Origin of the sequence: Streptomyces rishiriensis, assembly GCF_003112535.1 — a bacterium.
GTDB classification, from domain to species: Bacteria; Actinomycetota; Actinomycetes; order Streptomycetales; family Streptomycetaceae; genus Streptomyces; species Streptomyces rishiriensis.
Map to the genome: position 1 here is coordinate 289179 of NZ_BEWA01000001.1, position 19720 is coordinate 308898.

The following is a 19720-nucleotide window of genomic DNA, read 5'->3' on the forward strand; positions in this document are numbered from 1 at the left end:
TGTGGCGAACCGGCACTCGCCGGGGATGGTGGTCAACCGATGGCTGTGGCGAAGATGTGCATGGCCACCTGGCCTGACACCGCGTCGGAGCCGACGTTCGGCAGAGTCAGGTAGGCCACGGTCTTGCCTGCCTGGAGCGGCACGGTGGCGCCGTACACGTTGACCTTCTGCTGGACCTTGCCGCTGCCGCTGTTGATGTAGTCGGTCGTGGCGACGATGTCGGTGCCGTCGGCGGGGCTGGTGCTCCACCAGTCGGCGAAGGACAGGGTGTAGCGCTGGCTGGTGCCATCGGTGTAGGTGATCAGGCCGGTGCCCGAGGCGTTGCCGTAGTCGGCTGTGCCGACGAAGCCGAGCTTGGTGCCGCTTCCGGTGAACGGCACGGTCTGGCCGCCGGCCACGATGTTGTCGGGCTTGCCGGTGCCGGTGACAGGCCAGGTGAAGGTCAGCCCGCCGTGGGTGACCGTGCCGCCGGAGGTGATCCCCCGGACGGCGAGGGCCTGTTGGGACAGGCTCTGACCGCCGCCGTCGAGATCGCCGGCGCCGGGAGTGGCGTCGTCGCTGACACCGGTGTTCTTGGTGATGTCGCTGAGGGACGCGTAGGGGACGAGCAGCCGGCCGGCCGCGTCGTCGCTGGCCCGGGCGCCCTGGTAGCGGGCCGAGGCGGCGAGCGCGTAGGTGCCGGGCCTGACACCCGCGGGCGGCGTGACCGTCCAGGTGGTCTTGACCGAGGCGCCGGCCGGGATGCTCGGGAAGGTGGCCGGCGAGGAGGGGGTGGCCCGCCAGCCGTCGGGCACGTCCAGAGTGACCGAGGCACTCGGCAGGACGGTCGGGCCGGTGTTGGTGTAGGTGGTGGTCGCCATGACGAGGGTGCCGGGCTTGACGATCGGGTCCGCGGCGAGGGCCAGGGTGTGGTGGACGCGGATCACCGCGGAGCCGGTGACGCCGTGCACGGTCACGCGGATGGTGGCCACGCCGTTACCCACCGCGGTGACCAGCCCCGTGCGGCTGACGGTGGCGACGGAGGGATCACTGCTCGTGTAGCGGACCTTGGCCCTGGACAGGTCAAGGAAGGAGCCGTCGTCGTTGACCGCCTCCACGATGTGGTCGGCCATGACGTTGAGGTTTCGGCCGGGCTGGGCCGTGGGGTCTGTGTCGTCCCTGATCCACCGATTGCGGGCGGTGAGGTCGATGGTGTCGCCCGCCCCGTAGACCACGGCCTCCGGCTGTACCGTCACGTGCTTCACGTGCGGGGTGAGGCTGCCGTGCACGGTGATCCTGGCGGTTCCTGCGTCGGTGGCGGAGTCCGGCCCCACCTCGAACCGGTACGTGCCGTCGTGGACGACCTGCCTGGCCTTCCGGCCGTCGTGGAAGGCGAGGTCGGGCACCCGGACGCGCAGGGTGATGCGCTGGGTGGCGCCGGACTGGAGAACCCGGGTCTTCTGGAAGCCGACGAGCCGCTTCTTCGGCAGTTCGCGGTCCTTGAGCATGAAGCCGGTGCCCGCGTAGAGCTGGGCGACGGTGGTTCCGGGCACGGCGCCGGTGTTGGTGACGTCGAAGCGGACGGTCACCGTCCCGTCGGCGTTCACGGAGGAGCGGTCGGCGCGGACGTGGGAGTAGGCGAAGGTGGTGTAGCTCAGGCCGTAGCCGAAGGGGTAGGTCGGCGCACCCGTGAAGTACTGGTAGGTGCGGCCCAGACCGCCGGTCCCGCCGGGCGCGAGGTCGTAGTCGGAGAGGGCGGGCAGCTGCGAGTCGTCCTTGTACCAGGTGAAGTTGAGGTGCCCGGCGGGGTTCTGCTTGCCGAACAGGACGTCGGCGAGGGCGTCACCCTGGCTTTGGCCGTTGTAGCCGGCGAAGACGATCGAGGCCACCTTGGCGCGGTAGGGCTCGATGGCGACGGGCCCGCCGGACTGGATGTCCAGCACCGTCCTGGGGTTGCCCAGGGCGGTGACCTGATCGATCAGGCTGCCGTAGTTGCCCGGCAGGGCCAGCCCGCCGCGGTCCTTGCCCTCGCCCGCGGTGGCATCGTCGGTGCCGACCGCGACGACCACCAGGTCGGCGCTCTTGATGGCCGCCCGGGTCTCGGCACTCAGCGTCGCCGCGCCGGTCGCGGTGCTGGAGGTGCCGGCCGCGTCGTGGACGACCTGCGCGTGCGGGTTTGCCGCCTTCACCTGGGCCGTGATGCCCTGAACCGCGTCCACCTTCTTGGTGGGATCGCCCGAATAGCCGCCGAGGGTGACCTTCCCGGCCTGGTCGCCGACGATGACGACCTTGTCCAGCCTGGCCGGGTCGGCCGGCAGCAGCGGCCTGCCGGCGCCGGCGGCCTCGTCGTTCTGCAGGAGGACGAGCGCGTTGTCGGCGACAGTCCGTGCCAGGGCCTGGTGGGCCGGTGACTCGATGACGTCCTTGGTGATCTTCGTGTATTCCTGCTGGTTCACGGGGTCGAACTCACCGGTCCGCATCCGGACGGTGAACAGGTGCGTCAGCGCGTTGTCGATGACGCCTTCGCTGAGGACGCCGGCCTCGATCGCCTGCTCCAGATTGGGTGAGGTGGCCTCCGCACCCGTGCAGTTGACGTGGGTGCCCGCGCGCAGTGCGTAGGCCTGGCCGCCCGCTGCTCCGGACACCTTCCGGCCCGTGGCGGTGCTGGTCCACGTCGCGTTCGCGCCCTTGTGGTCGGTGGTCCAGCCGGGTGGTGCCCAGTCGTGGCCGGCAGGGAAGGACTGGTACGTGGTACCGACCGCGCCGCAGTCGGAGGTGATGTACCCGCCGAAGCCGTACGTGCGCTGCGCGATCTGGTTGGTGGTGTACGTGTTGGCCGCCGACGGTGTGCCGTTGATCGCGTTGTAGGACGTCATCAGGCCCGCGACCTGCGACTTCTCGATGAGGCTCTTGAACTGGGCGGTGTAGTAGTCGAACAGGTCGTCGTCGGAGACGTTCGAACTGATGCCGGTGCGGTCCTGCTCGACGTTGTTGAGCGCGTAGTGCTTCGCCGTCGCGGCCACCTTCAGGTACTTGCTCCGCGGGGTGCCGTCTGGATGCTGGCCCTGGTAGCCGTTGACGAACGCGCCCGCCATCTGCCCGGTGAAGTACGGGTCCTCGCCGAACGCCTCATCGGTGCGGCCCCACCGCGGGTCACGGTCGAGGTTGACCGTCGGCGCCCAGTAGGTGAGCATCCCGTAGTCGTCCCGCGAGGGCCCGAGGTTGTTCTGCCCGGTTCCCCACAGCGACTTGTCCAGCAGGCCTCGGGCCTCGTCGGAGATCGCCGTCGTCTCCTCGTACATCAGGTCCTTGTCCCATGACATGGACGCGGCGAGGTTGGTGGGGAAGCTGGTGGCGTGCACACCGCCGGTCACGGAGCCCGGGTTGGTGTTGGCGAACAGCGTGTTGATGCCGTGCTGCCCCTCGCTCCAGTACGTGTACTGCTGTACGCCCAGCCGCGGGATGGCCGGCGCGCTGTTGGTGCGCAGTTGCAGGACCTTCTCGTCCGGGGACATCCGTGAAACGAGGTCCGCGGCCCGCTCCGGGAAGGAGTAGGAGGTGTCGAGGTAGATGGGCGGCGACGCCCGCACCGCGGACTGCGGACCGGCATGAGCCGTGGTGCCGACCGTAGCGAGCAGGCCGAAAGAGCAGACTGCTGCCACGGCCGCGCGTAACAAAGGTGTGGTGGTTCCAGGCATCACGGGCCTCCTTGCGCATCGTTGGAGATAGGGGCAGCCGCGCGGGGTGTCAGGGGGCCTACGCCGCGCGGCTGCGAGCGACATTGCCCGGTTCGCCGCCCGGCTCGGCGACAGCCGGCTGCGGTGATGTCAGACGGGTAGCCCGGCGACAACGGCGTGGTGGGATGCGCGCCGGATCCGGCGCAGCGGGCTCGCTGTACGACGCGAACGGCGCCCTCGTGGTCGAGTGGGCCGCGAGGCACGGCCGGCCGCAGGCGTGGACGGCGTAGGGCAGCGACGCGGTGGCGACGGGCGCGTCCGAATCGGGCCGGTGGACGGTGGGGCGGGGCCACCGCAGAACCGCCGGCCGCTGCCGTCTCTCCGAACACAGCCGTCAGCCGGCGTCGGTAGGAGCATCAGCTCCGCCCTCGACCTTGTCGCAACCCACTTCGGAAGGAGATGGGCATATCTCACTCCTCGGCAAAGCCATCATGGTCGACTCACCCAGACGCGAGCGGATCACGCCCAGTCCATTGATGAGTAGTACTCATCCAGGGCGATCCGGCATCTGTGACGGGTGGACCTACCAGACTCGCCATCCGCCGGCGTCGGCAACCCATGCCAATCAGCTACTGACGGTCAGGATTTCACTGGCTACTGGGTCGCTCTGGGGGGGCGGCGCGGGCCATTCCTGGCTGCAAGGAGGCACTCCTGAAAGGGGGGAATGCGATCGCCGGCTGCTCGAGTAAGCGCTCACATCCACGGTGGGGGTAGTGCGAGTGCATGACATGAGGTCGACACATTGGCCGACACCCAGTCGTCATGAGCGTGTCACATACACCGGCGCATCCTCAAGAGGTGTGCATGGACCAGGCTTGGGTGGGTCGGCGGACATGACGCGGTACGCGCCCGCGTCGCCGGCTCCTGTACCGAAGGGCAGGCGGCCGGTGGCGGCGCGGGGCACGAGGACGCTCCGGGCGAGCCATAAGGATCTCCGGAACCCGCACAAGTGGCCAGGGCCGGACGTGGCCGGGCGTGGTGCGCGGCGACCTCGTCGCTGGTCGTGTCCTGTGGAACGGACGCCTCATCTCGTACGGAGTGGAAGCCCAGCGACTCCTGACACTCGGCTTCGTTCGCCCAGAACTCGACCAGCCGTCCACTGCACGAGGAAGGACCCACTGTTCAGCCACACGGCCGTGCGGTGGCGCGGATCAGGAAGGGCGTCCGCTGTCCTGTGACAGGTGACCGTGACTGTCTGCCAAACGATCTCGACTGCGGGTTCCCTAACGTGTCGTACGAGCCGGCCCACGGCGCGCCGAATCCGAGGCGGTTCGGGTGGAACTCGGCCCAGTCGTCGCGCTCCTCAAGAACCTGTGAGAGAACTCGCCACTGCGGCACTCAGGGGAGGAACGTCACTGCCGGGAAGACCGGGGACGGCCCGTCGAGCAGGTGCCCCCGACGGTGGCGCAGGTGCTCGTCGAAGAACGCGAGCGGGTATGCCTGCTGGATCTTCACCGCCTGGTCGGGATCGAGGGTGCCGATCACGTCCTGGAGCTGCTGCCCGCTCCATCCGCGCACCTTCGCCACCTGCGGGAACAGCGCCTCGTTGTCGCCGTACGAGACGTGGACGGCTCCCTGAACCTGAATGTTCAGCCTCCAGCCCCGCAGGTGCGACCAGAATGCGACGGCCTCGGGATCCGTGGCCCGGGTATACCGGGCGGACATCATCATGAACGGCCGGTCCAAGTCGCCGGCCAGTGGCGGGTTCATCTGCATCGGGCCGTCGAGGCTCAGCCCGGCCCGGATGCGCTCGTCCGCGAGCGTGGCGCAGGCTGTGGCCGTCCCGCCCTTCGACCAGCCGAACGCACCCATACGCTGCGGGTCGAGGGAGCCCGGCAGCCCGGCCGGCAGCTCCTTGTGGTCGACGTCGGGATTGCATCCGGCGGCGAGCTGCTCGACGCAGTCGAGGACGAAGCGCAAGTCAGCAGCGAAGTCCCCGGGCAGCGTCGGCGCCTGCCTGCCGTAGAGCGGGACGGCGATCCGACCGTCGGGGAACTCGGTGTACGTGTCGTACTGGTGAGCCACCGTCACAGCCGCGTATCCGTGGCTGGCGAGCTCTTGGACCATGACGGTGTGGTCGCCCTGGTGGCTGTGCGCGCCGTGCGAGAACACGACGACGGGCAGCCGTTGGCTTGATCGCCGCACCGGAGCGCCCACGTGGCCGGCAGTGACCGGCCCCAGAGGGGCCAGATCGCTGAAACCGACGTCGGTGAGGAACGCCTGAAGGGCTCCGGCTGGCATCCAGGGCGCCACCGGGTACCGCTGGACGTCCCGGGCGGGGTACCAGACGGTGGCCATCAGCTCGCGGAAGTGCCCGGGGCCCGCGATGTCGTCCGGACGCGACCGGTCGACGAGGTGCAGCTGGACCGTGCCCACCGGGTGCGGCCCGGTCGGCACGGGCAGCATCAGTCGCGTCACGGCGGGAGCGGCCGGGTCGGCCCCCGCGGGGCCGGAAACGGCGGCAAACGGCACAGCGGCCAGCGCGGCTCCCAGCACGCTCCGGCGCGTCATGCCCTTCCGGCTGATGAACGGCGTGGTGGTCATGGACCCTCCCGTAGTGACGGATCGTCAACCATGCCGCTACGGCTGATCCGTGGGCACAGGGGAACGCTGTCACGTGCCCCTCCCGCGCAGCATCGGCCCACGGGTTTACACCCCGGGGCGGATGCGGACGGCGGTGTCATCCGGTTGTGAGGCCATCCCGATCACCTCGAGCTCGCGGTCCAGCAGGATCAACCGGACGCTCCAGCCACGACTCGTACCCCAGGGGACGCGCGGCGGCCGGCGCCGATTCATCATTACGGGGCCCGTACGGCCCGGGCATCCCGTTCAGCCGCCCGGTGATCAGTAGCCTCCAGCACGTCAGCTACAGACGGCATCTCCGCGTCGCTTCGCGCGGGCTGCCCTGCCATGTGGAGGCGTTCTGATGGTGTCCATCGGCGGTCTGCTCCCCCCGATCGGCCTGGAGATTCCCTGCTCCGGCTACGCGGTCGACGTACCGATGAAGTTCGATGAGCTCGGTCTGGTCACCCTGGACTTCAAGGGCGGCGTCAAGGTCCGGGTCGAGGCCAACATCGTCGGCGGCCTCGGCGGCGTGAAGCTGAAGATCATCGGCGAGGAGTACAGCGCCGACCACCCGGCCCTCGGGCGCGTGACCCTCTCGCAGGCCGACACCGACGCCACCCCGCTCAGCCTGCTCGAAGTCCTCGGCAACATGCCCCCGAAGTTCAAGAACACCCTGTTCCACGACTTCACCCTCACTATCGAGAAGCCCCCGGGCGGCGGCACCCCGCTGGTCCTGTCCAACACCAAGACCATGACCACCCTGAACGACAGCCTCACCGTCTTCCCACCGCAGGGCTCCATCTACCAGCTCCAGCAGCCCGTGGAGTTCGCCCCGGTCGGCGAGCCGAGCAAGGTCGTCGCCCAGCTCCTGCAGCTCCCGATGACCCGCTCGCACAACCCCTGACCCTTCTTCGCCGCCGGGCTCCACGACGCGGGGGCCCGACCGCGAAGGCCGGTCCAGCAGCGATCTTGTACTCATGGCCAGTAGAGACCCGCGGGGAAAACGTTGGTAACTCGCGGAAGCAGAGGAACGGCGCCGAAATCCCGAGTGTGGGTGGAGGGGTTGCCGGTTTCGGTTACGCCAGCCCGTCGTTGACCGGTGCCGCGCCAACCTGGTCGAGGCGATGCTGGCTGGCCCCCTCGACCTGCGGCTATCCAACTTCACCGCCGCACAAAGCCACTGGTCCGACTTCGGCGTATCAGGCTCTGGAGGGTTGCTGTCCCTGGGAGCCGTCGGCCGCGAGCGGAAGACTGCGCAGCAACAGTGCGCTCGGCGCCGGCAGCGCTCCGTGGGCCGCCTCGGCGCGGAACGACTGGAGCAAGTAGGCCACCAGACGCCGGGACGCCGCACGGTCACCCGGCAGTGCGGTGACCAGACCGCAGTGGGACAACAGGGCTACGGCAAGGTCGGAGGGGTGGAAGTCGGCCCGCAGCGCGCCCGCCGCCTGAGCCCTGCGGACCAGGGCCATGAAGTCCCGCTCGGCCTGCTCACATACTCGCGTGTGTTCTCGCGTGGTGTCCGGAAAGGCCGCGACGAACGCGGCCGGGAAGCCCCGTTCCTCCCGTTGTAGTTCGCAGACCGTCTCGACCAGCCGCTGGAAGCCCTGCCACGGATCGGGTTCGGCCAGCGCCTCGGTGAGCGCCTGAGCACAGGTGTCCGTCTGGTGCGCGAACGTGGCCCGCACCAGGGCGTCCCGCGTCGGGAAACGCCGGTACAGCGTCGCCACGCCGACCCCCGCCCGCCGGGCCACGGTCGCCATGGGCGCGTCGATGCCGTGCTCGGCGAAAACCACGCGGGCAGCCGAGAGGATGCGCAGCCGGTTGCGCCGGGCTGGCTGTGACGTCGTTCAGCGGCTCCGGCATGTTGGCTTCGAGCGGCCCCAGTTGGTGAAGGATCTGTAGCTTCCCGACGTCCTGAAGTGGCCCCGGGAATTGGCTTGCGCTGGGACCAGCCGCGGGGCGGTCAGCTCCGCGTGGCTGAGAACGGCATGGCGTCGGCCCATTCCCAGAAGGCGCCGGCCTCGGCGACTTCCCGTTGCAGCAGGGCGAACAACGGGCTCATGTCGGCCCCGGGAGGGACGTCGATGGCGACGAAGCGCTCCCCGTGCCATTCGCTGAGCAGCCCGGATTCCTTGATCGAGTTCTTGATGAGGCTGATGCTGCGGCCAAGTCGTTCAGCGTCCGTGTTCGGCCTGAGCAGGGTGCGCAGGACGCGGTGTCCGCTCGTTTGGGCAACGTCGACCACGCGTGACGCCGGTGACAGACGGACCCGGTCTCCGAGAGCGAGGCCGTAGGTCATGAAGGGGATGCAGGCCACCGCGTATGTGCCGTCCTCTTCGGGCAGGAGCCACAGCTGCTCGATCTGCCCGTCGAGGTCGAAGGGCGCCAGATCGGCCTGGGCGATGTAGTTGCTCTCGGCCCGACCGACCGGGTTTTCGTGCACGATGTACTGCATCTCCGCCCCCTCTGTCCGCTCAGCTCGGCGAAGATCGTCCCATGGCGTCAGCCGGCGAAGGTGATCGGGTGCTCCTCTACTGTCGGCCCTTCTGCTCCGCCAGGGCTTTGGAGCGAGCCAGGCGGTAGGACTCGGTGCCGGTCTCGATCAGGGTGGCGTTGAAAGTGAGCCGGTCCACGATCGCCGCGCAGAGCCGTGGATCGGTGAATGTCCTGCTCCAGCCGGTGAAAGCCTCGTTGGAGGCGATCGCGATACTGCTTTTCTCCTCACGCTCAGTGAGAACCTGGAAGAGCATTTCCGCGCCCCGGCGGTCGAGTTCGAGGTAGTCGAGCTCGTCGATTTCGAGGAGGTCGACGCGTCCGTAGCGGGCGATGGTCTTGCCCAGCTGCTTGTCGTCTGCCGCCTCGACCAGCTCGTTCACCAAGGCTGCCGCGGTGGTGTAGCGGACCCGATAGCCGGCCATCGCTGCAGCGGTGCCCAGCGCGATCAACAGGTGCGACTTGCCCGTGCCCGAGTCTCCGATGAGACACAGTGGGTAGCCCTTTGCGATCCACTCGCAGGTGGCGAGATTGTGGATCACTGCCGGATCGACGTTGGGATCGACGCGGTAGTCGAACTCCCGCAGTGACTTCTCGCGGGGAAAGTGAGCTGCCCGGATGCGGCGTTCGGCCCGGCGCCGGTCCCGGTCCTCGCATTCGGCCATCAGTAGTTCGGCGAGGAATCCGGCATAGGACAGGCCCTCGCCTTCAGCCCGGGCGATCGTGTCGGCGGCCTGGGCTCGCATGGTGGGCAGACGCAGCAGCCGGCAGGCGGTGTCGATCGCCGCGTCGGATGCCTGTGCGGTCAGGGCGTGATGGGCGGTGGTCATGATGAGTCCTTCCGTCGAAGCCGCAACAGCTCGTCCCACTGCTCCAGGCGGGGCAAGGGACGCTGATCGGAGGGCAGAGCGGGGGCGAGACGGCATGGTGTCAGGGGTGTGACCGGGGCCGGGGCCAGATCCAATGGTTCCGGGGCGGGGGCGCTGGCGGTGACGGTCGGTGCCCGCCCGGCTGCCTGGACCGCCTTGCGTGCTTCCAGGGCGATGACGTCCTCGTTGAAAGTGCCCGCCGCGAGGGCCGTGCGGATCCCGGTCACCACGTCGGCGTGCTGCTGGTGGCGGTGCAGCAACAGCACTTTGACCAGGACTTTCGTTCCTTCGATGTCGCCAAGGTTCTTCTTGGCCGCGGCCCAGAAGGCTTCGTGGACGGCCGTGAAGGTGCCCTCGGCGCGGGCCTGGTGGAGGGCCTCGGAGCGTTCCAGTGCTCCCGGCTTGGTCAGCAGGGCTTCCAAGTAGTGGTCCAGGACGAGGTGTTCGGCGCCGCGGCCGGTCAGCCGCCGATGGTGGGCGATCTCCCGCCGACCGTCATAGACGGTCAGGTCGTCGCAGGTGAGAGTCACGGTGACCTTGCGGTCGATGAAGCGGACCGGGACCGAGTACCGGCACATCTTCACGGTGACCATGCCGTAGCGGTCGACGCGGGGTGTGAGGGTGATGCCGGTGGCGAACGGATCGTCCGGCAGCGGCAGCAGGTGACCGGCCTCACGGGCGAAGTCCTGGGCGATTGTCCGCATCCTGGCACCGATCCGCCGCTCGTCCTCCTTCGCCTCGAACTCGGCCAACCGGGCGTTGAGTTCATCCAGGCTGTCCACCTGGGGCACCGGGGTGAGGTAGTTGCGGCGGAAGTAGCCGACCTGGCCCTTGACACCGCCCTTCTCGTGGGCGCCACGCAGTCCCGGCTCACAGTAGAACGGGATGAATCCGTAGTACTCATGGAAGCTGGTCCAGCGTGGGTTCTCCTCCCGCGAGCGCTGCGGAAGACCACCTTCTTCACGGCCGGGGTGAGGTTGTCGTACCGGACCTGCCCGGCCGGCACCCCTCTAATATGCGGGTCTCGATGTCAAGCCCAGGAAACTCGCTGGGGCTTCACGTGGGTATCCGGCAGGATGTCGGACGTGATCCTGAAGTACCCCTGCGTGTGTTGCGGTCGCCTGACGATGGACGACCCGCCCGGCTCGTATCAGATCTGCCCAGTCTGCTTCTGGGAGGACGACGTGATCCAGCTGCGCTGGCCAGATTACTCAGGTGGCGCCAACCGGCCCTCGCTGATGGAAGCCCAGCAGAACTTCCAGGACTATGGAGCATGCGACGAACGGTCCATGGAACATGTCAGGCATCCCGAGGAGGACGAGCCGCTGGACCCGAGCTGGCGCCCCATCGATACCGACCGCGACCGCTTCGAGCCCAAGGCCGTGCAGCTAGCCGCCTGGCCTGACGACCGCACTGTCCTTTACTGGTGGCGATATCGGAGCACCGGATTCTGGCGTCCCGCCCAGTGACGTCGTCACCCGGCCTGTTCGTCGAGTCGGTGAAGGAGTCCGTCGAAGATCTGCTCGCGGGACGGAGCTGGTGGCAGGTCAGCCTCGGCAGTCCGGTCCGCTTCCGGACGCCGTCGAGGATCTCGTCCAGACCGTCCGAGGAGAGCGGCCGACCGCGGGTCGGCCCGCGCAGCACCACGAAAAGCCGGTCGTGCTCGGCTGCAGGACGCTCCTGGTCCAAGTAGTCGCCGACCACGGCGAAGAACTGTGCGGAGATCGGTATCAGGCGCTGGTGCCCGCCCTTGCCCTCACGGACGAAGACCCGACGCTCGCCCGGCGACAGGTCGCCCAGCCGCAGGCCGAGCACCTCGCAGCGGCGCAGTCCGCCCAGCAGCATTGCCAGAACCATGGCTCGGTCCCGCCTGGTATTCAGTGCACCAAGCACCTCTTCGACCTCGCGTGGCCCGAGGACGCGAGGAAGGGTGCGGGGCGTGCGCAACAGCGGCGTCCCTCGATTGCCGCTCCGGCGGCGATTGGCCAGCCCCGTCGGCACCGGGTTGCGGTCGACGGCGAGGTCATCGCGGGTCATCAAGTAGCCGAACAGGCCGGAGACACTGGCGAGCCGACGCTTGATGGTCCGTGCCGAGAGCCCCGCTTCACCGTCCTCTAGCCGGACGACCTTCGTCCCCCGCCGTGGTTTCTTCTGCGCGGTGATGAACGCGAAGATGTCCGCGGTGGCGACCTCGGTCGGCTCCTTGGAGACCACCGAGAAGAAGACCTTCAGTTCGTAGGCGGTGGCCAGCAGCGTGTTCGGCCGGCAACGTGCCGCCACGAACTCCAGGTAGTCGTCGACCAGGGCGTGCCCCAGTGATGCCCCGCAGGGTTTCCGGCGGCGTCGATGCGTCGTACCAATTCTGGCTGCCAGGCCATCCGTGCTCCTCGACGGGAGCGACCATCCTGGCCGGGAATACGAGATCGCGGAAGAGTTGTCACCCACATAACCGCCCAGCGTGGTCAGCGCGTGCACGTGGCCTTCGAAGAACGCCTGCTGACCGCACGACCGCGAGATGCGGTGCACGGCCTTACCCGAATAAGCCAGCCGGAAGGCGAACAAGTAGCAGCGGGTGCGCTGCCCGGCCACATCCACGTAGACGTCCCCGAAGTCGACCTCGGCATCCGCACCGAGCGCGTTGTGCCTGGTCACGAACGCCTCGACAGGAGCCCCCGCCTGGGCGGCGATCTCCTTGCGCCGGGCCGCGACGAAGTCCCGGACCGTCGGATACGGGATCGCCTCGCCGAACTCCTCCTCGATCCGCGCGACGATCCGCCGCACGGTGTGTCGCTGCTTGCGCGGCGCATCCAGATCAGCCCGCAGCCAGGCGTCGACCGTCTTCTTGTACGGCTCCATCCGAGGTGCCGTCCTCACCGCCCGGCGGCGCGGGGTGGGAACCGGCGAGGAGAGCGCCTCCCGTACGAGGCGGCGGTGAACGCCGTACTTCTTCGACAGAGCCCGGATCGACAGCTGCTGTTGCCAGCTGTCCCGCCGGATCCGGTCGAACAGCTCCTGCTTGGACAAAGACATCCGCAGCACCGCCCCTGCCGGAAACCACAGGAACCGTCTCACCGCAAGAGCCGAGGTGGGGCCACTTCGCCCCGTCACCACCCCTCAGTGCACCCGTGCGACCCACCAGCTGGGGCCGCTCGAAGCCAACATGCCGGGGCCGCTGAACAACGTCACAGCCACGCCGGGCGTCCGCCCGCAGACTGTCCTGCCCCGCGATCCGCGAGGATTCCCCCACGACTCTCTCTCACCTCCGGTCAACTGGACGATCTCGTCCGCTTGCCAGCCTACGCTCGGCGCCACGATCCCCCCGCACGGCCACTGTGGCGAAGGTGAGAACACAACGATGGACGACCGCACGATGAGAGCCGTGCTGTTCGACCGCTTCGGCGGCCCCGACGTGCTGTACGTGAGCCGGGTGCCACGCCCCGGCCCGGCACCCGGCGAGGTCCTCGTACGCGTGCACGCGTTCAGCGTGAACGGCGCCGAACTGGCCGCCCGTTCCGGTCGGCTCCGCCTCATCACCGGCCGAAAATTCCCGCAGCGCATCGGGCTGGACTTCACTGGCGAAATCGCCGCACTCGGCACCGGCACGACTGGCGTAGCGGTCGGCGACCGGGTGTGGGGCGCCCTGGGCCGCAACTCCGGATTCGGCAGCCCCGCCGAGTACGTGACGGTACGGCCCGAGCGACTCGGCCGGGTCCCGGACGGGCTGGACCTCGTGGCCGCCGCCGCACTGCCGGTGGCCACCACGGCCGTCACGGCTCTCCGCGACAAGGCCGCACTGAGCCCCGGCGAACGGCTGCTCGTACGGGGCGCGGCGGGCGGCGTCGGCAACGCCGCCGTCCAGCTTGGACAGGCGTACGGCGCCGAGGTCACGGCCCTGGCCCGCGCTGCCAACCTCGACTTCGTCCGTACGCTCGGTGCCCACCACGCCGCAGACCACCGGACCGTGTCCCCCACGGAACTGGGATTGTTCGACGTGGTCCTCGACACGGCGGGCACCGACCTGCGTACCTCCGTCACGTGGCGGGCGATCGGCGGCCACTCCGGCCGCGCGACAGGCCGATGGATGGGCAGGCCACCGCAGTTGACTGATGCGGAGCTGGTCACGCTCACGGTCGCTCAGGCTCTGCTGGGCTTCGGTTCCGAGACGCGCTGGCTGCGCTACGCGAACTCGCACATGTCCTCGATGATTCCGTGTCTGCCGCAGCAGTCCGGGTACAACAAGCGCCTCAAGGCGGCGTTGCCGCTGGTCAAGAAGGCGATAAGGATGCTGGCTGCGGACACGGACTTCTGGTTCGACAATCACTGGATCGTCGACTCCACGCTGGTGCCGTGCGGCATGTCGCGGCCGACGGTGAAGCGGTCGGACCTTGCCGGGTGGGCCGGATACGGATACTGCGCCTCCCACTCGCGGTTCTTCTGGGGCCTGCGCCCTCTCAGATCGCCAGGCGGGCCGCGATGCCGTCGAGGACGGAGTCCAGGCCGGTCTCGAACTGCCACTGCTGGTCGTCCTTGCGCCGGGCCTCGCCGATGTAGCGCGCGTACATCGGGAAACGGCCGGTGCTCAGGAGCCAGGCCATCTGCGAGGCGAGTCCCGAGCGGGCCTCCTCCCGGGTGGACCAGCCGCGCACGCGCAGCATCTGTGTCAGTGCGACCTCGGAGTCCACCGCGCCGTGCACGTAGGCGGTGAGGGTGCTGTAGACCGCCATGGCGGTGTCCGCGTCGAGCCCGAGGCCGTCGAGCGTGGCCAGGACGGCCTCGGGCACGGCCAGCTGGTTCGGGGTCGGCGCGCACCACGTCGCCCGCGTCACCCACGAGTGCCTCAGCAGGACCTCCCTTATCCGCAGGGCGACGGACCGCATGGTCGCGCGCCAGCCTTCCTTGCCGTCGGGCAGCTCCAGCTCCGCGTAGACGAAGTCGACCATCAACTCGAGGAGCTCGTCCTTGCCGGTGACGTAGCGGTAGGCGGCCATGGGGGCGACGCCGAGTTCGGTGGCCAGGCGGCGCATGGTGACGGCGTCGAGTCCCTCGGCGTCGGCTACGCCGACGGCGACCTCGGCGATCCGCAGGGGGGTGAGGGTGGTGCGGGGGACGGGTGCCGGTCGTTCGAGGCGCTCCCACACGGAGACGTGATCCTTGCCCTCGCTCCCAACTTGCCTCTCCTGGGCGGCCATCGCGGTTCCTTCCGACGAACGGTGCTGTGTACATCGTATCAGGAGTAGACGCTGTACACCTTGCTGTGTACGTTGTACGCGAATGATACGACGTACACACCATCGAGGAGCCTTCCATGCCCGACGTGACGGACGACGTTCTGCGAACCGCGGTGATCATCGGCAGCACCCGGGACGGACGGTTCGGCCCGGTCGCCGCCGACTGGATCGCCGCACACATCGCGCAGCGCGAGGACATGACGGCCGACCTGGTCGACCTCGTCGCGACCCCCCTGCCGACCGTCTTCCCGGCATTCGGGCAGGCCCCCTCCGACGAGGTCGTGGCCCAGCTGGGCGCGGTGTCGCCGCGGCTGGCCCGGGCCGACGCCTTCGTGATCGTCACGCCCGAGTACAACCACAGCTTCCCCGCGTCGCTGAAGAACGCCGTCGACTGGCACAACGAGCAGTGGCACGCCAAGCCGGTCGGCTTCGTCTCCTACGGCGGCATCTCGGGCGGCCTGCGCGCCGTGGAACAGCTGCGCGTCGTGCTCGCGGAGCTGCACGCGGTCACGATCCGCAACACCGTCAGCTTCCACAACTACGGCGAGGTCTTCGGCGCCGACGGCAGGCCGTCCGACCCCGGGTGCGACGTCGCGGCCAAGGCGATGCTCGACCAGCTCACCTGGTGGGGACAGGCCCTGCGCGAGGCCAGGCGGGTCCGCCGGTATGCCGTCTGACCCCCCGCCACTCGTGTCCTGGGGGCAGCGATGAACGACCGCGCGACCGACACTCCCGCGCCCGACCGGCCCGGTCTGCCCCGGCTGGGCGTCTTCGGGCTGATGCTCAGCATCTTCCTGGCGACGCTCGACGGTCAGATCGTCAGCACCGCGCTTCCCACGATCGTGGGCGACCTCGGCGGTCTCGACCGCTTCGCGTGGTCGGTGACGGCGTACCTGCTCGCCATGGCCGCATCCACTCCCATCTGGGGCAAGCTGGGGGACCTCTACGGCCGCAAGGCCGCCTGCATGAACTCCGTGCTGCTGTTCCTGGTCGGGACGGTGCTGTGCGGTCTGGCCCAAAGCATGGGGCAGCTCATCGCGTTCCGGGCCCTGCAAGGCCTGGGCGCGGGCGGCCTGATGGTCGGCGCGCTCTCCGTCATCGGCGTGGTGGTGCCCGCGCAGGAGCGCGGCCGCATCCAGTCGATGGTGGGCGTCATGATGCCGGTCGCGTTCGTCGGCGGCCCCCTGCTCGGCGGGTTCATCACCGACTACGTGAGCTGGCGCTGGGCGTTCTACGTCAACGTGCCCGTCGGCCTCGTCGCGCTGCTGGCGATCGCCAAGGGCGTACGGCTGCCCGCCGGCCGCGCCACGGGACGGATCGACTACCTCGGGACCGCCCTGCTCACCACCGGCATCCTCGCCCTCACCCTGCTGGGCGGCTGGGCCGACACCGCCTACGCGTGGACGTCTTGGCAGATCACCGGGCTCGCCGTGCTCGTCGTGCTGAGCCTGGCCTGGTTCGTCCGGGTGGAACGGCGCACGGCCGAACCGATCACGCCGCCCCGGCTCTTCGCCGGCCGGGACTTCACCCTGGCCCAGATCCTCAGCTTCCTGGTCGGCGCCATCCTCTTCTCTGTCCTCAACTACCTTCCGCCGTACATGCAGTTCGTCCAGGGCTCCTCGTCCACGGCCAGCGGCCTGCTCATCCTGCCGCTGATGCTCGGCATGCTGACGTCCCAGCTGGCCACCGGGCGGCTGATGGACGGCGGCGGTCTGGACCGCGTCGTGCCGCTCACCGGCGGCGCCGTCACCTTCGCAGGGGCGCTGCTGCTGCTCCTGCTCGGCACGGACACCCCGCTCGTCGCGGCCTCCGCGCTCACCCTGGTCATCGGGGTGGGCGTCGGGGCCCTGATGCAGAGCACCCTGCTGACCACCATGAACAACGCGGCTTCACGCGACATGGGCGCGGCCACCGGCACGGTCACCCTGGTGCGCACCATCGGCGGCTCGCTCGGGGTCGCGGTGCTCGGAGCCGTGCAGAGCAGCCGCATGAGCGACGTGCTGGCCGAGCGGCTCGACGCCGGCACGCAGGAACGGCTGACCGCGGGGGGCGGACTGACCCCGGCTCTGCTGAAGGACATGCCGGACGCTGTGCGCGAGGTCGTCGCGGACGCCGTCAGCAGCGGACTGCACGGCGTCCTGGTCGGCGCGGCCGTCCTGTCCGCGGTCGCGTTCGGCACGGCGTGGTTCGTCCGCGCGGCGCCGGCCACGCCCCCGGCGGCCGCCGTGCAGCCGACCGCCGGGATCGGCCCCGGCCCCGGCAAGGACTCGGCCCGGACCTTGCCGGGGGACTGAGCCCGGCCCGGCCGCCCCCCGGTTCCACCTCACCCATCCACGCTGCCGACCACACGGTCCGAATCCCCCGTCGTCCATGCGGTCGGCCTTCACCGAAGGCGAACGCCGATGCCCACGAATTCCGTCGAACGTGTCAGGGACATCCTGGTCCGTCCGTTCTCCCTGGCAGGTCTCACGCTGCCCAACCGTGTCGTGATGGCTCCGATGACGCGCGAGTTCTCCCCCGGCGGCGTGCCGGGCGAGGACGTGGCGCAGTACTACGCCCGGCGGGCGGCCGCCGGCGTCGGTCTGATCATCACCGAGGGCGCCTACGTCGGCCACGACTCGGCGGGCAACAGCGCCCGGGTCCCGCACTTTTACGGCGACGAGGCGCTCGTCGGCTGGTCGGCCGTGGCCGAGGCGGTCCACCGGGCGGGTGGCCGGATCATGCCGCAACTGTGGCACGTGGGCATGGACCGCACCGCCGGCAATCCGCCGGTCCCCGACGCCCCGCGGATCGGTCCCTCCGGCATCGCCCTCGACGGCACGAAGTCGGGCCGGGAGATGACCCACGCCGACATCGACGACGTGGTCGCCGCCTACGCCACGGCCGCCGCGTCGGCCGAGGCGCTGGGCTTCGACGGCGTCGAGATCCACGGCGGCCACGGCTACCTGGTCGACCAGTTCCTGTGGGCCCACACCAACCGGCGCACCGACGCCTACGGCGGCGACATCGTCGGCCGCAGCCGCTTCGCCGCCCAGATCGTGGCCGCATGCCGGCAGAGCGTCTCCGCCGGCTTCCCGATCTCCTTCCGGTTCTCCCAGTGGAAGATGAACCACTACCAGGCGCGGGTCGCCGAGACGCCGCAGGAACTGCAGACCATGCTCGGCCTGCTGACCGACGCGGGAGCCGACGCCTTCCACTGCTCCACCCGGCGCTTCCACCTCCCGGAGTTCGAGGGCTCCCACCTCAACCTGGCGGGCTGGGCGAAGAAGCTCTCCGGCAAGCCCTCCATCAGCGTCGGCTCGGTGGGCTTGAGCAATGAGTTCCTCCAGGTGTTCCAGGGCGAGCAGGCCGAGGTCACGGGCATCGGCGAGCTGCTCGACCGCATGGAGCGCGACGAGTTCGACCTCGTGGCGGTCGGCCGTGCCCTGCTCGGGGACCCCGAGTGGCTGGAGAAGGTCCGCGCCGGACGTGTCGAGGATCTCACCCCCTTCCACGCGGGACTCGTCGGCAGCCTCCACTGAGCCCAGCGGCCGCCTGCCGCACCACAGGCCGGTGATCCCGTCGCTCCGGACGTCCTCCGGAGCGACGGGACACGCAGGTGGGCACGTAAGTCCGGTGTCACCCCGGCCGTTCGCGTGCTTGCATGTCCGGAAATTCGGAGGATCCAGGTGATGAAGTCCCCCCGCGAACTGGACAGCGGGTGTTTACGCTGCCGGAACGAGGTTCTGACTGAGCAAGGATCTCGTTTCGAGGGGGGTGACGTACCCGTAGTCCGGGTGCCGACGGAGCCGGCTGCGGTTGTACTCGACCTCGACGTAGCGGAAAACGTCGGCCCGGGCGGCCTCGCGGGTCTCCCACATGGTCGTCCCGGTCTCTGCTTTCAGGATGGCGAACCAGCTTTCCGCGGCGGCATTATCGTAACAAGAGCCGACGCGCCCCATCGACTGCCTCATGCCCAACTTGCGTATTTCGCTGCGGAATTCGTCACTCGTGTACTCGCTGCCCCGATCCGTATGCATGACGCAACCCTGCTCCAGGCCGCCACGCCCGGCCGCCATCCGCGAAGCGGCGACCGGCAGCTCGCCGCGGTGGTGGTCGGCCATCGCCCAGCCGACCACCTCCCGCGTCGCAAGATCGATACAGGTCGCCAGATACAACTTTCCTTCCAGCGTGCTGAGTTCAGTCATATCGCCGATGAGCCGCATTCCGGGCCGGGGCGCGGTGAAGTCCCGGCCGACCAGGTCGAGCGCGAACACCGCCCGCTTCGCCTGCCGGGTCAGGCCCCGCCGACGGCGGCGGGTGATCCCGACGATCCGGTGCTTGCGCATCAGCCGCTCGATCTTCTTGGAGTTCACCACCCGCCCGGCCCGCCGCAGGGCAGCGTGGATCCGCGGGACCCCGTAGGCACCGCGAGATCCGGCGTGAAGCACCCGGATCTCACCCACCAGCACCTCCTCGGCCCGCTCCCGCACCGTCCGGGCCGGCCGTGACGCCCTGTGCGCGTAGTAGGCGGAACGGGGCAACAGTGCATGAAGGCGACGAAGCCGTCCGGGCCGAACTCACCCGCTGCGCCGGGTCGTACGTCGTACGTCCAAGCCAGCGCCGACGTGTGGCTCGCCCACGCCCTGGCCGCGCACCTCGGGCACTACCGCGACCCGGCCGCCCGCGAAGCCGCCGCCGGTCTCCTGCCTGTTCGCGGTCCGGCTCGCCACCGCCGCGTTCCTCTCCCGCGCCACCGAGCCGGCCGGCTCCGCGGGGAGGACGGCATGAACGAGCACCAGGAGCACGGCGCTGTCGTCGCGGTATGAGCCGAGCAAAGCGGCATCAGGCACCACTACGCAGAGCTGCC

General features: G+C 69.3%; 14 protein-coding genes and 3 pseudogenes. 8 read left to right on the forward strand and 9 right to left on the reverse strand.

Annotation, left to right across the window (positions count from 1 at the left end; all coding sequences use genetic code 11):
- Positions 1 to 32 precede the first annotated feature (32 nt).
- Together Sri02f_RS01340 and Sri02f_RS01350 are read right to left on the reverse strand one after the other, a co-directional pair.
- Positions 33 to 3641, reverse strand: a complete 3609-nt coding sequence (locus Sri02f_RS01340; protein WP_218029822.1) for a glycoside hydrolase family 3 C-terminal domain-containing protein — start codon at positions 3639 to 3641, stop codon at positions 33 to 35.
- Positions 3642 to 5054: 1413 nt separating this feature from the next.
- Positions 5055 to 6260, reverse strand: a complete 1206-nt coding sequence (locus Sri02f_RS01350; RefSeq protein ID WP_108999194.1) for an alpha/beta hydrolase family protein — start codon at positions 6258 to 6260, stop codon at positions 5055 to 5057.
- A 382-nt stretch (positions 6261 to 6642) separates the two neighbouring features.
- Here Sri02f_RS01350 and Sri02f_RS01355 point away from each other — a divergent pair, with 382 nt between their 5' ends.
- Positions 6643 to 7185 carry a hypothetical protein gene (locus tag Sri02f_RS01355; RefSeq protein ID WP_108999195.1) on the forward strand — a complete coding sequence of 181 codons (543 nt, stop codon included), beginning with the start codon at positions 6643 to 6645 and terminating at the stop codon, positions 7183 to 7185.
- A 295-nt stretch (positions 7186 to 7480) separates the two neighbouring features.
- On the opposite strand, the gene Sri02f_RS01360 is transcribed toward Sri02f_RS01355, so the two are convergent.
- The 4 genes from Sri02f_RS01360 to Sri02f_RS01375 form a co-directional block, all read right to left on the reverse strand.
- Positions 7481 to 8098, reverse strand: coding sequence for a TetR/AcrR family transcriptional regulator (locus tag Sri02f_RS01360; protein WP_108999196.1), 618 nt, complete (start codon positions 8096 to 8098; stop codon positions 7481 to 7483).
- Between the two features lie 146 nt (positions 8099 to 8244).
- Positions 8245 to 8736, reverse strand: coding sequence for a DUF4265 domain-containing protein (locus Sri02f_RS01365; protein ID WP_108999197.1), 492 nt, complete (start codon positions 8734 to 8736; stop codon positions 8245 to 8247).
- A 76-nt stretch (positions 8737 to 8812) separates the two neighbouring features.
- Positions 8813 to 9604 (reverse strand): IS21-like element helper ATPase IstB, encoded by a 792-nt coding sequence (istB, locus tag Sri02f_RS01370; RefSeq protein WP_108999198.1) that lies wholly within the window; start codon positions 9602 to 9604, stop codon positions 8813 to 8815.
- Complete coding sequence (locus Sri02f_RS01375) at positions 9601 to 10425, reverse strand: Mu transposase domain-containing protein (RefSeq protein WP_108999199.1); 825 nt, start codon at positions 10423 to 10425, stop codon at positions 9601 to 9603. Before Sri02f_RS01375 ends, istB begins: the two co-directional genes overlap by 4 nt.
- A gap of 345 nt (positions 10426 to 10770) precedes the next feature.
- On the opposite strand from Sri02f_RS01375, the pseudogene Sri02f_RS43805 reads away from it, so the two are divergent.
- A pseudogene (locus Sri02f_RS43805) lies at positions 10771 to 10905 on the forward strand (CPCC family cysteine-rich protein); the annotation flags it as partial.
- 37 nt (positions 10906 to 10942) lie between these two features.
- On the opposite strand, the gene Sri02f_RS43810 reads toward Sri02f_RS43805, so the two are convergent.
- Positions 10943 to 12715, reverse strand: coding sequence for a tyrosine-type recombinase/integrase (locus tag Sri02f_RS43810; RefSeq protein WP_307721018.1), 1773 nt, complete (start codon positions 12713 to 12715; stop codon positions 10943 to 10945).
- A gap of 283 nt (positions 12716 to 12998) precedes the next feature.
- Between Sri02f_RS43810 and Sri02f_RS01390 the strand changes: the two are divergent.
- Positions 12999 to 13667: pseudogene (locus Sri02f_RS01390) on the forward strand (alcohol dehydrogenase catalytic domain-containing protein); the annotation flags it as partial.
- 21 nt (positions 13668 to 13688) lie between these two features.
- A pseudogene (locus Sri02f_RS42480) lies at positions 13689 to 14090 on the forward strand (transposase family protein); the annotation flags it as partial.
- A gap of 4 nt (positions 14091 to 14094) precedes the next feature.
- Here the strand turns inward: Sri02f_RS42480 and Sri02f_RS01395 are convergent.
- Positions 14095 to 14832: a TetR/AcrR family transcriptional regulator gene (locus tag Sri02f_RS01395; protein WP_108999201.1), complete on the reverse strand. Its 738-nt coding sequence runs from the start codon at positions 14830 to 14832 to the stop codon at positions 14095 to 14097.
- 116 nt (positions 14833 to 14948) lie between these two features.
- Here Sri02f_RS01395 and Sri02f_RS01400 point away from each other — a divergent pair, with 116 nt between their 5' ends.
- From Sri02f_RS01400 to Sri02f_RS01410, 3 genes are all read left to right on the forward strand, one after another.
- Positions 14949 to 15548 carry an NADPH-dependent FMN reductase gene (locus tag Sri02f_RS01400; RefSeq protein ID WP_108999202.1) on the forward strand — a complete coding sequence of 200 codons (600 nt, stop codon included), beginning with the start codon at positions 14949 to 14951 and terminating at the stop codon, positions 15546 to 15548.
- Positions 15549 to 15578: 30 nt separating this feature from the next.
- Complete coding sequence (locus Sri02f_RS01405) at positions 15579 to 17165, forward strand: MDR family MFS transporter (RefSeq protein ID WP_245970292.1); 1587 nt, start codon at positions 15579 to 15581, stop codon at positions 17163 to 17165.
- A 108-nt stretch (positions 17166 to 17273) separates the two neighbouring features.
- Complete coding sequence (locus tag Sri02f_RS01410) at positions 17274 to 18392, forward strand: NADH:flavin oxidoreductase (protein WP_108999203.1); 1119 nt, start codon at positions 17274 to 17276, stop codon at positions 18390 to 18392.
- Between the two features lie 183 nt (positions 18393 to 18575).
- On the opposite strand, the gene Sri02f_RS01415 is transcribed toward Sri02f_RS01410, so the two are convergent.
- Positions 18576 to 19343 (reverse strand): IS3 family transposase, encoded by a 768-nt coding sequence (locus Sri02f_RS01415; RefSeq protein WP_245970336.1) that lies wholly within the window; start codon positions 19341 to 19343, stop codon positions 18576 to 18578.
- Between the two features lie 57 nt (positions 19344 to 19400).
- Between Sri02f_RS01415 and Sri02f_RS42175 the strand changes: the two genes are divergently transcribed.
- Positions 19401 to 19679, forward strand: a complete 279-nt coding sequence (locus Sri02f_RS42175) for a hypothetical protein (RefSeq protein WP_245970293.1) — start codon at positions 19401 to 19403, stop codon at positions 19677 to 19679.
- Positions 19680 to 19720: the final 41 nt, after the last annotated feature.

Bases quoted from the DNA above. Each gene is read 5' to 3' on its own strand.
- Sri02f_RS01350 (WP_108999194.1), bottom strand. From the start codon at position 6,260: ATGACCACCACGCCGTTCATCAGCCGGAAGGGCATGACGCGCCGGAGC.
- Sri02f_RS01355 (WP_108999195.1), top strand. From the start codon at position 6,643: ATGGTGTCCATCGGCGGTCTGCTCCCCCCGATCGGCCTGGAGATTCCC.
- Sri02f_RS01365 (WP_108999197.1), bottom strand. From the start codon at position 8,736: ATGCAGTACATCGTGCACGAAAACCCGGTCGGTCGGGCCGAGAGCAAC.
- istB (WP_108999198.1), bottom strand. From the start codon at position 9,604: ATGACCACCGCCCATCACGCCCTGACCGCACAGGCATCCGACGCGGCG.
- Sri02f_RS01395 (WP_108999201.1), bottom strand. From the start codon at position 14,832: ATGGCCGCCCAGGAGAGGCAAGTTGGGAGCGAGGGCAAGGATCACGTC.
- Sri02f_RS01400 (WP_108999202.1), top strand. From the start codon at position 14,949: ATGCCCGACGTGACGGACGACGTTCTGCGAACCGCGGTGATCATCGGC.
- Sri02f_RS01405 (WP_245970292.1), top strand. From the start codon at position 15,579: ATGAACGACCGCGCGACCGACACTCCCGCGCCCGACCGGCCCGGTCTG.
- Sri02f_RS01410 (WP_108999203.1), top strand. From the start codon at position 17,274: ATGCCCACGAATTCCGTCGAACGTGTCAGGGACATCCTGGTCCGTCCG.
- Sri02f_RS42175 (WP_245970293.1), top strand. From the start codon at position 19,401: ATGAAGGCGACGAAGCCGTCCGGGCCGAACTCACCCGCTGCGCCGGGT.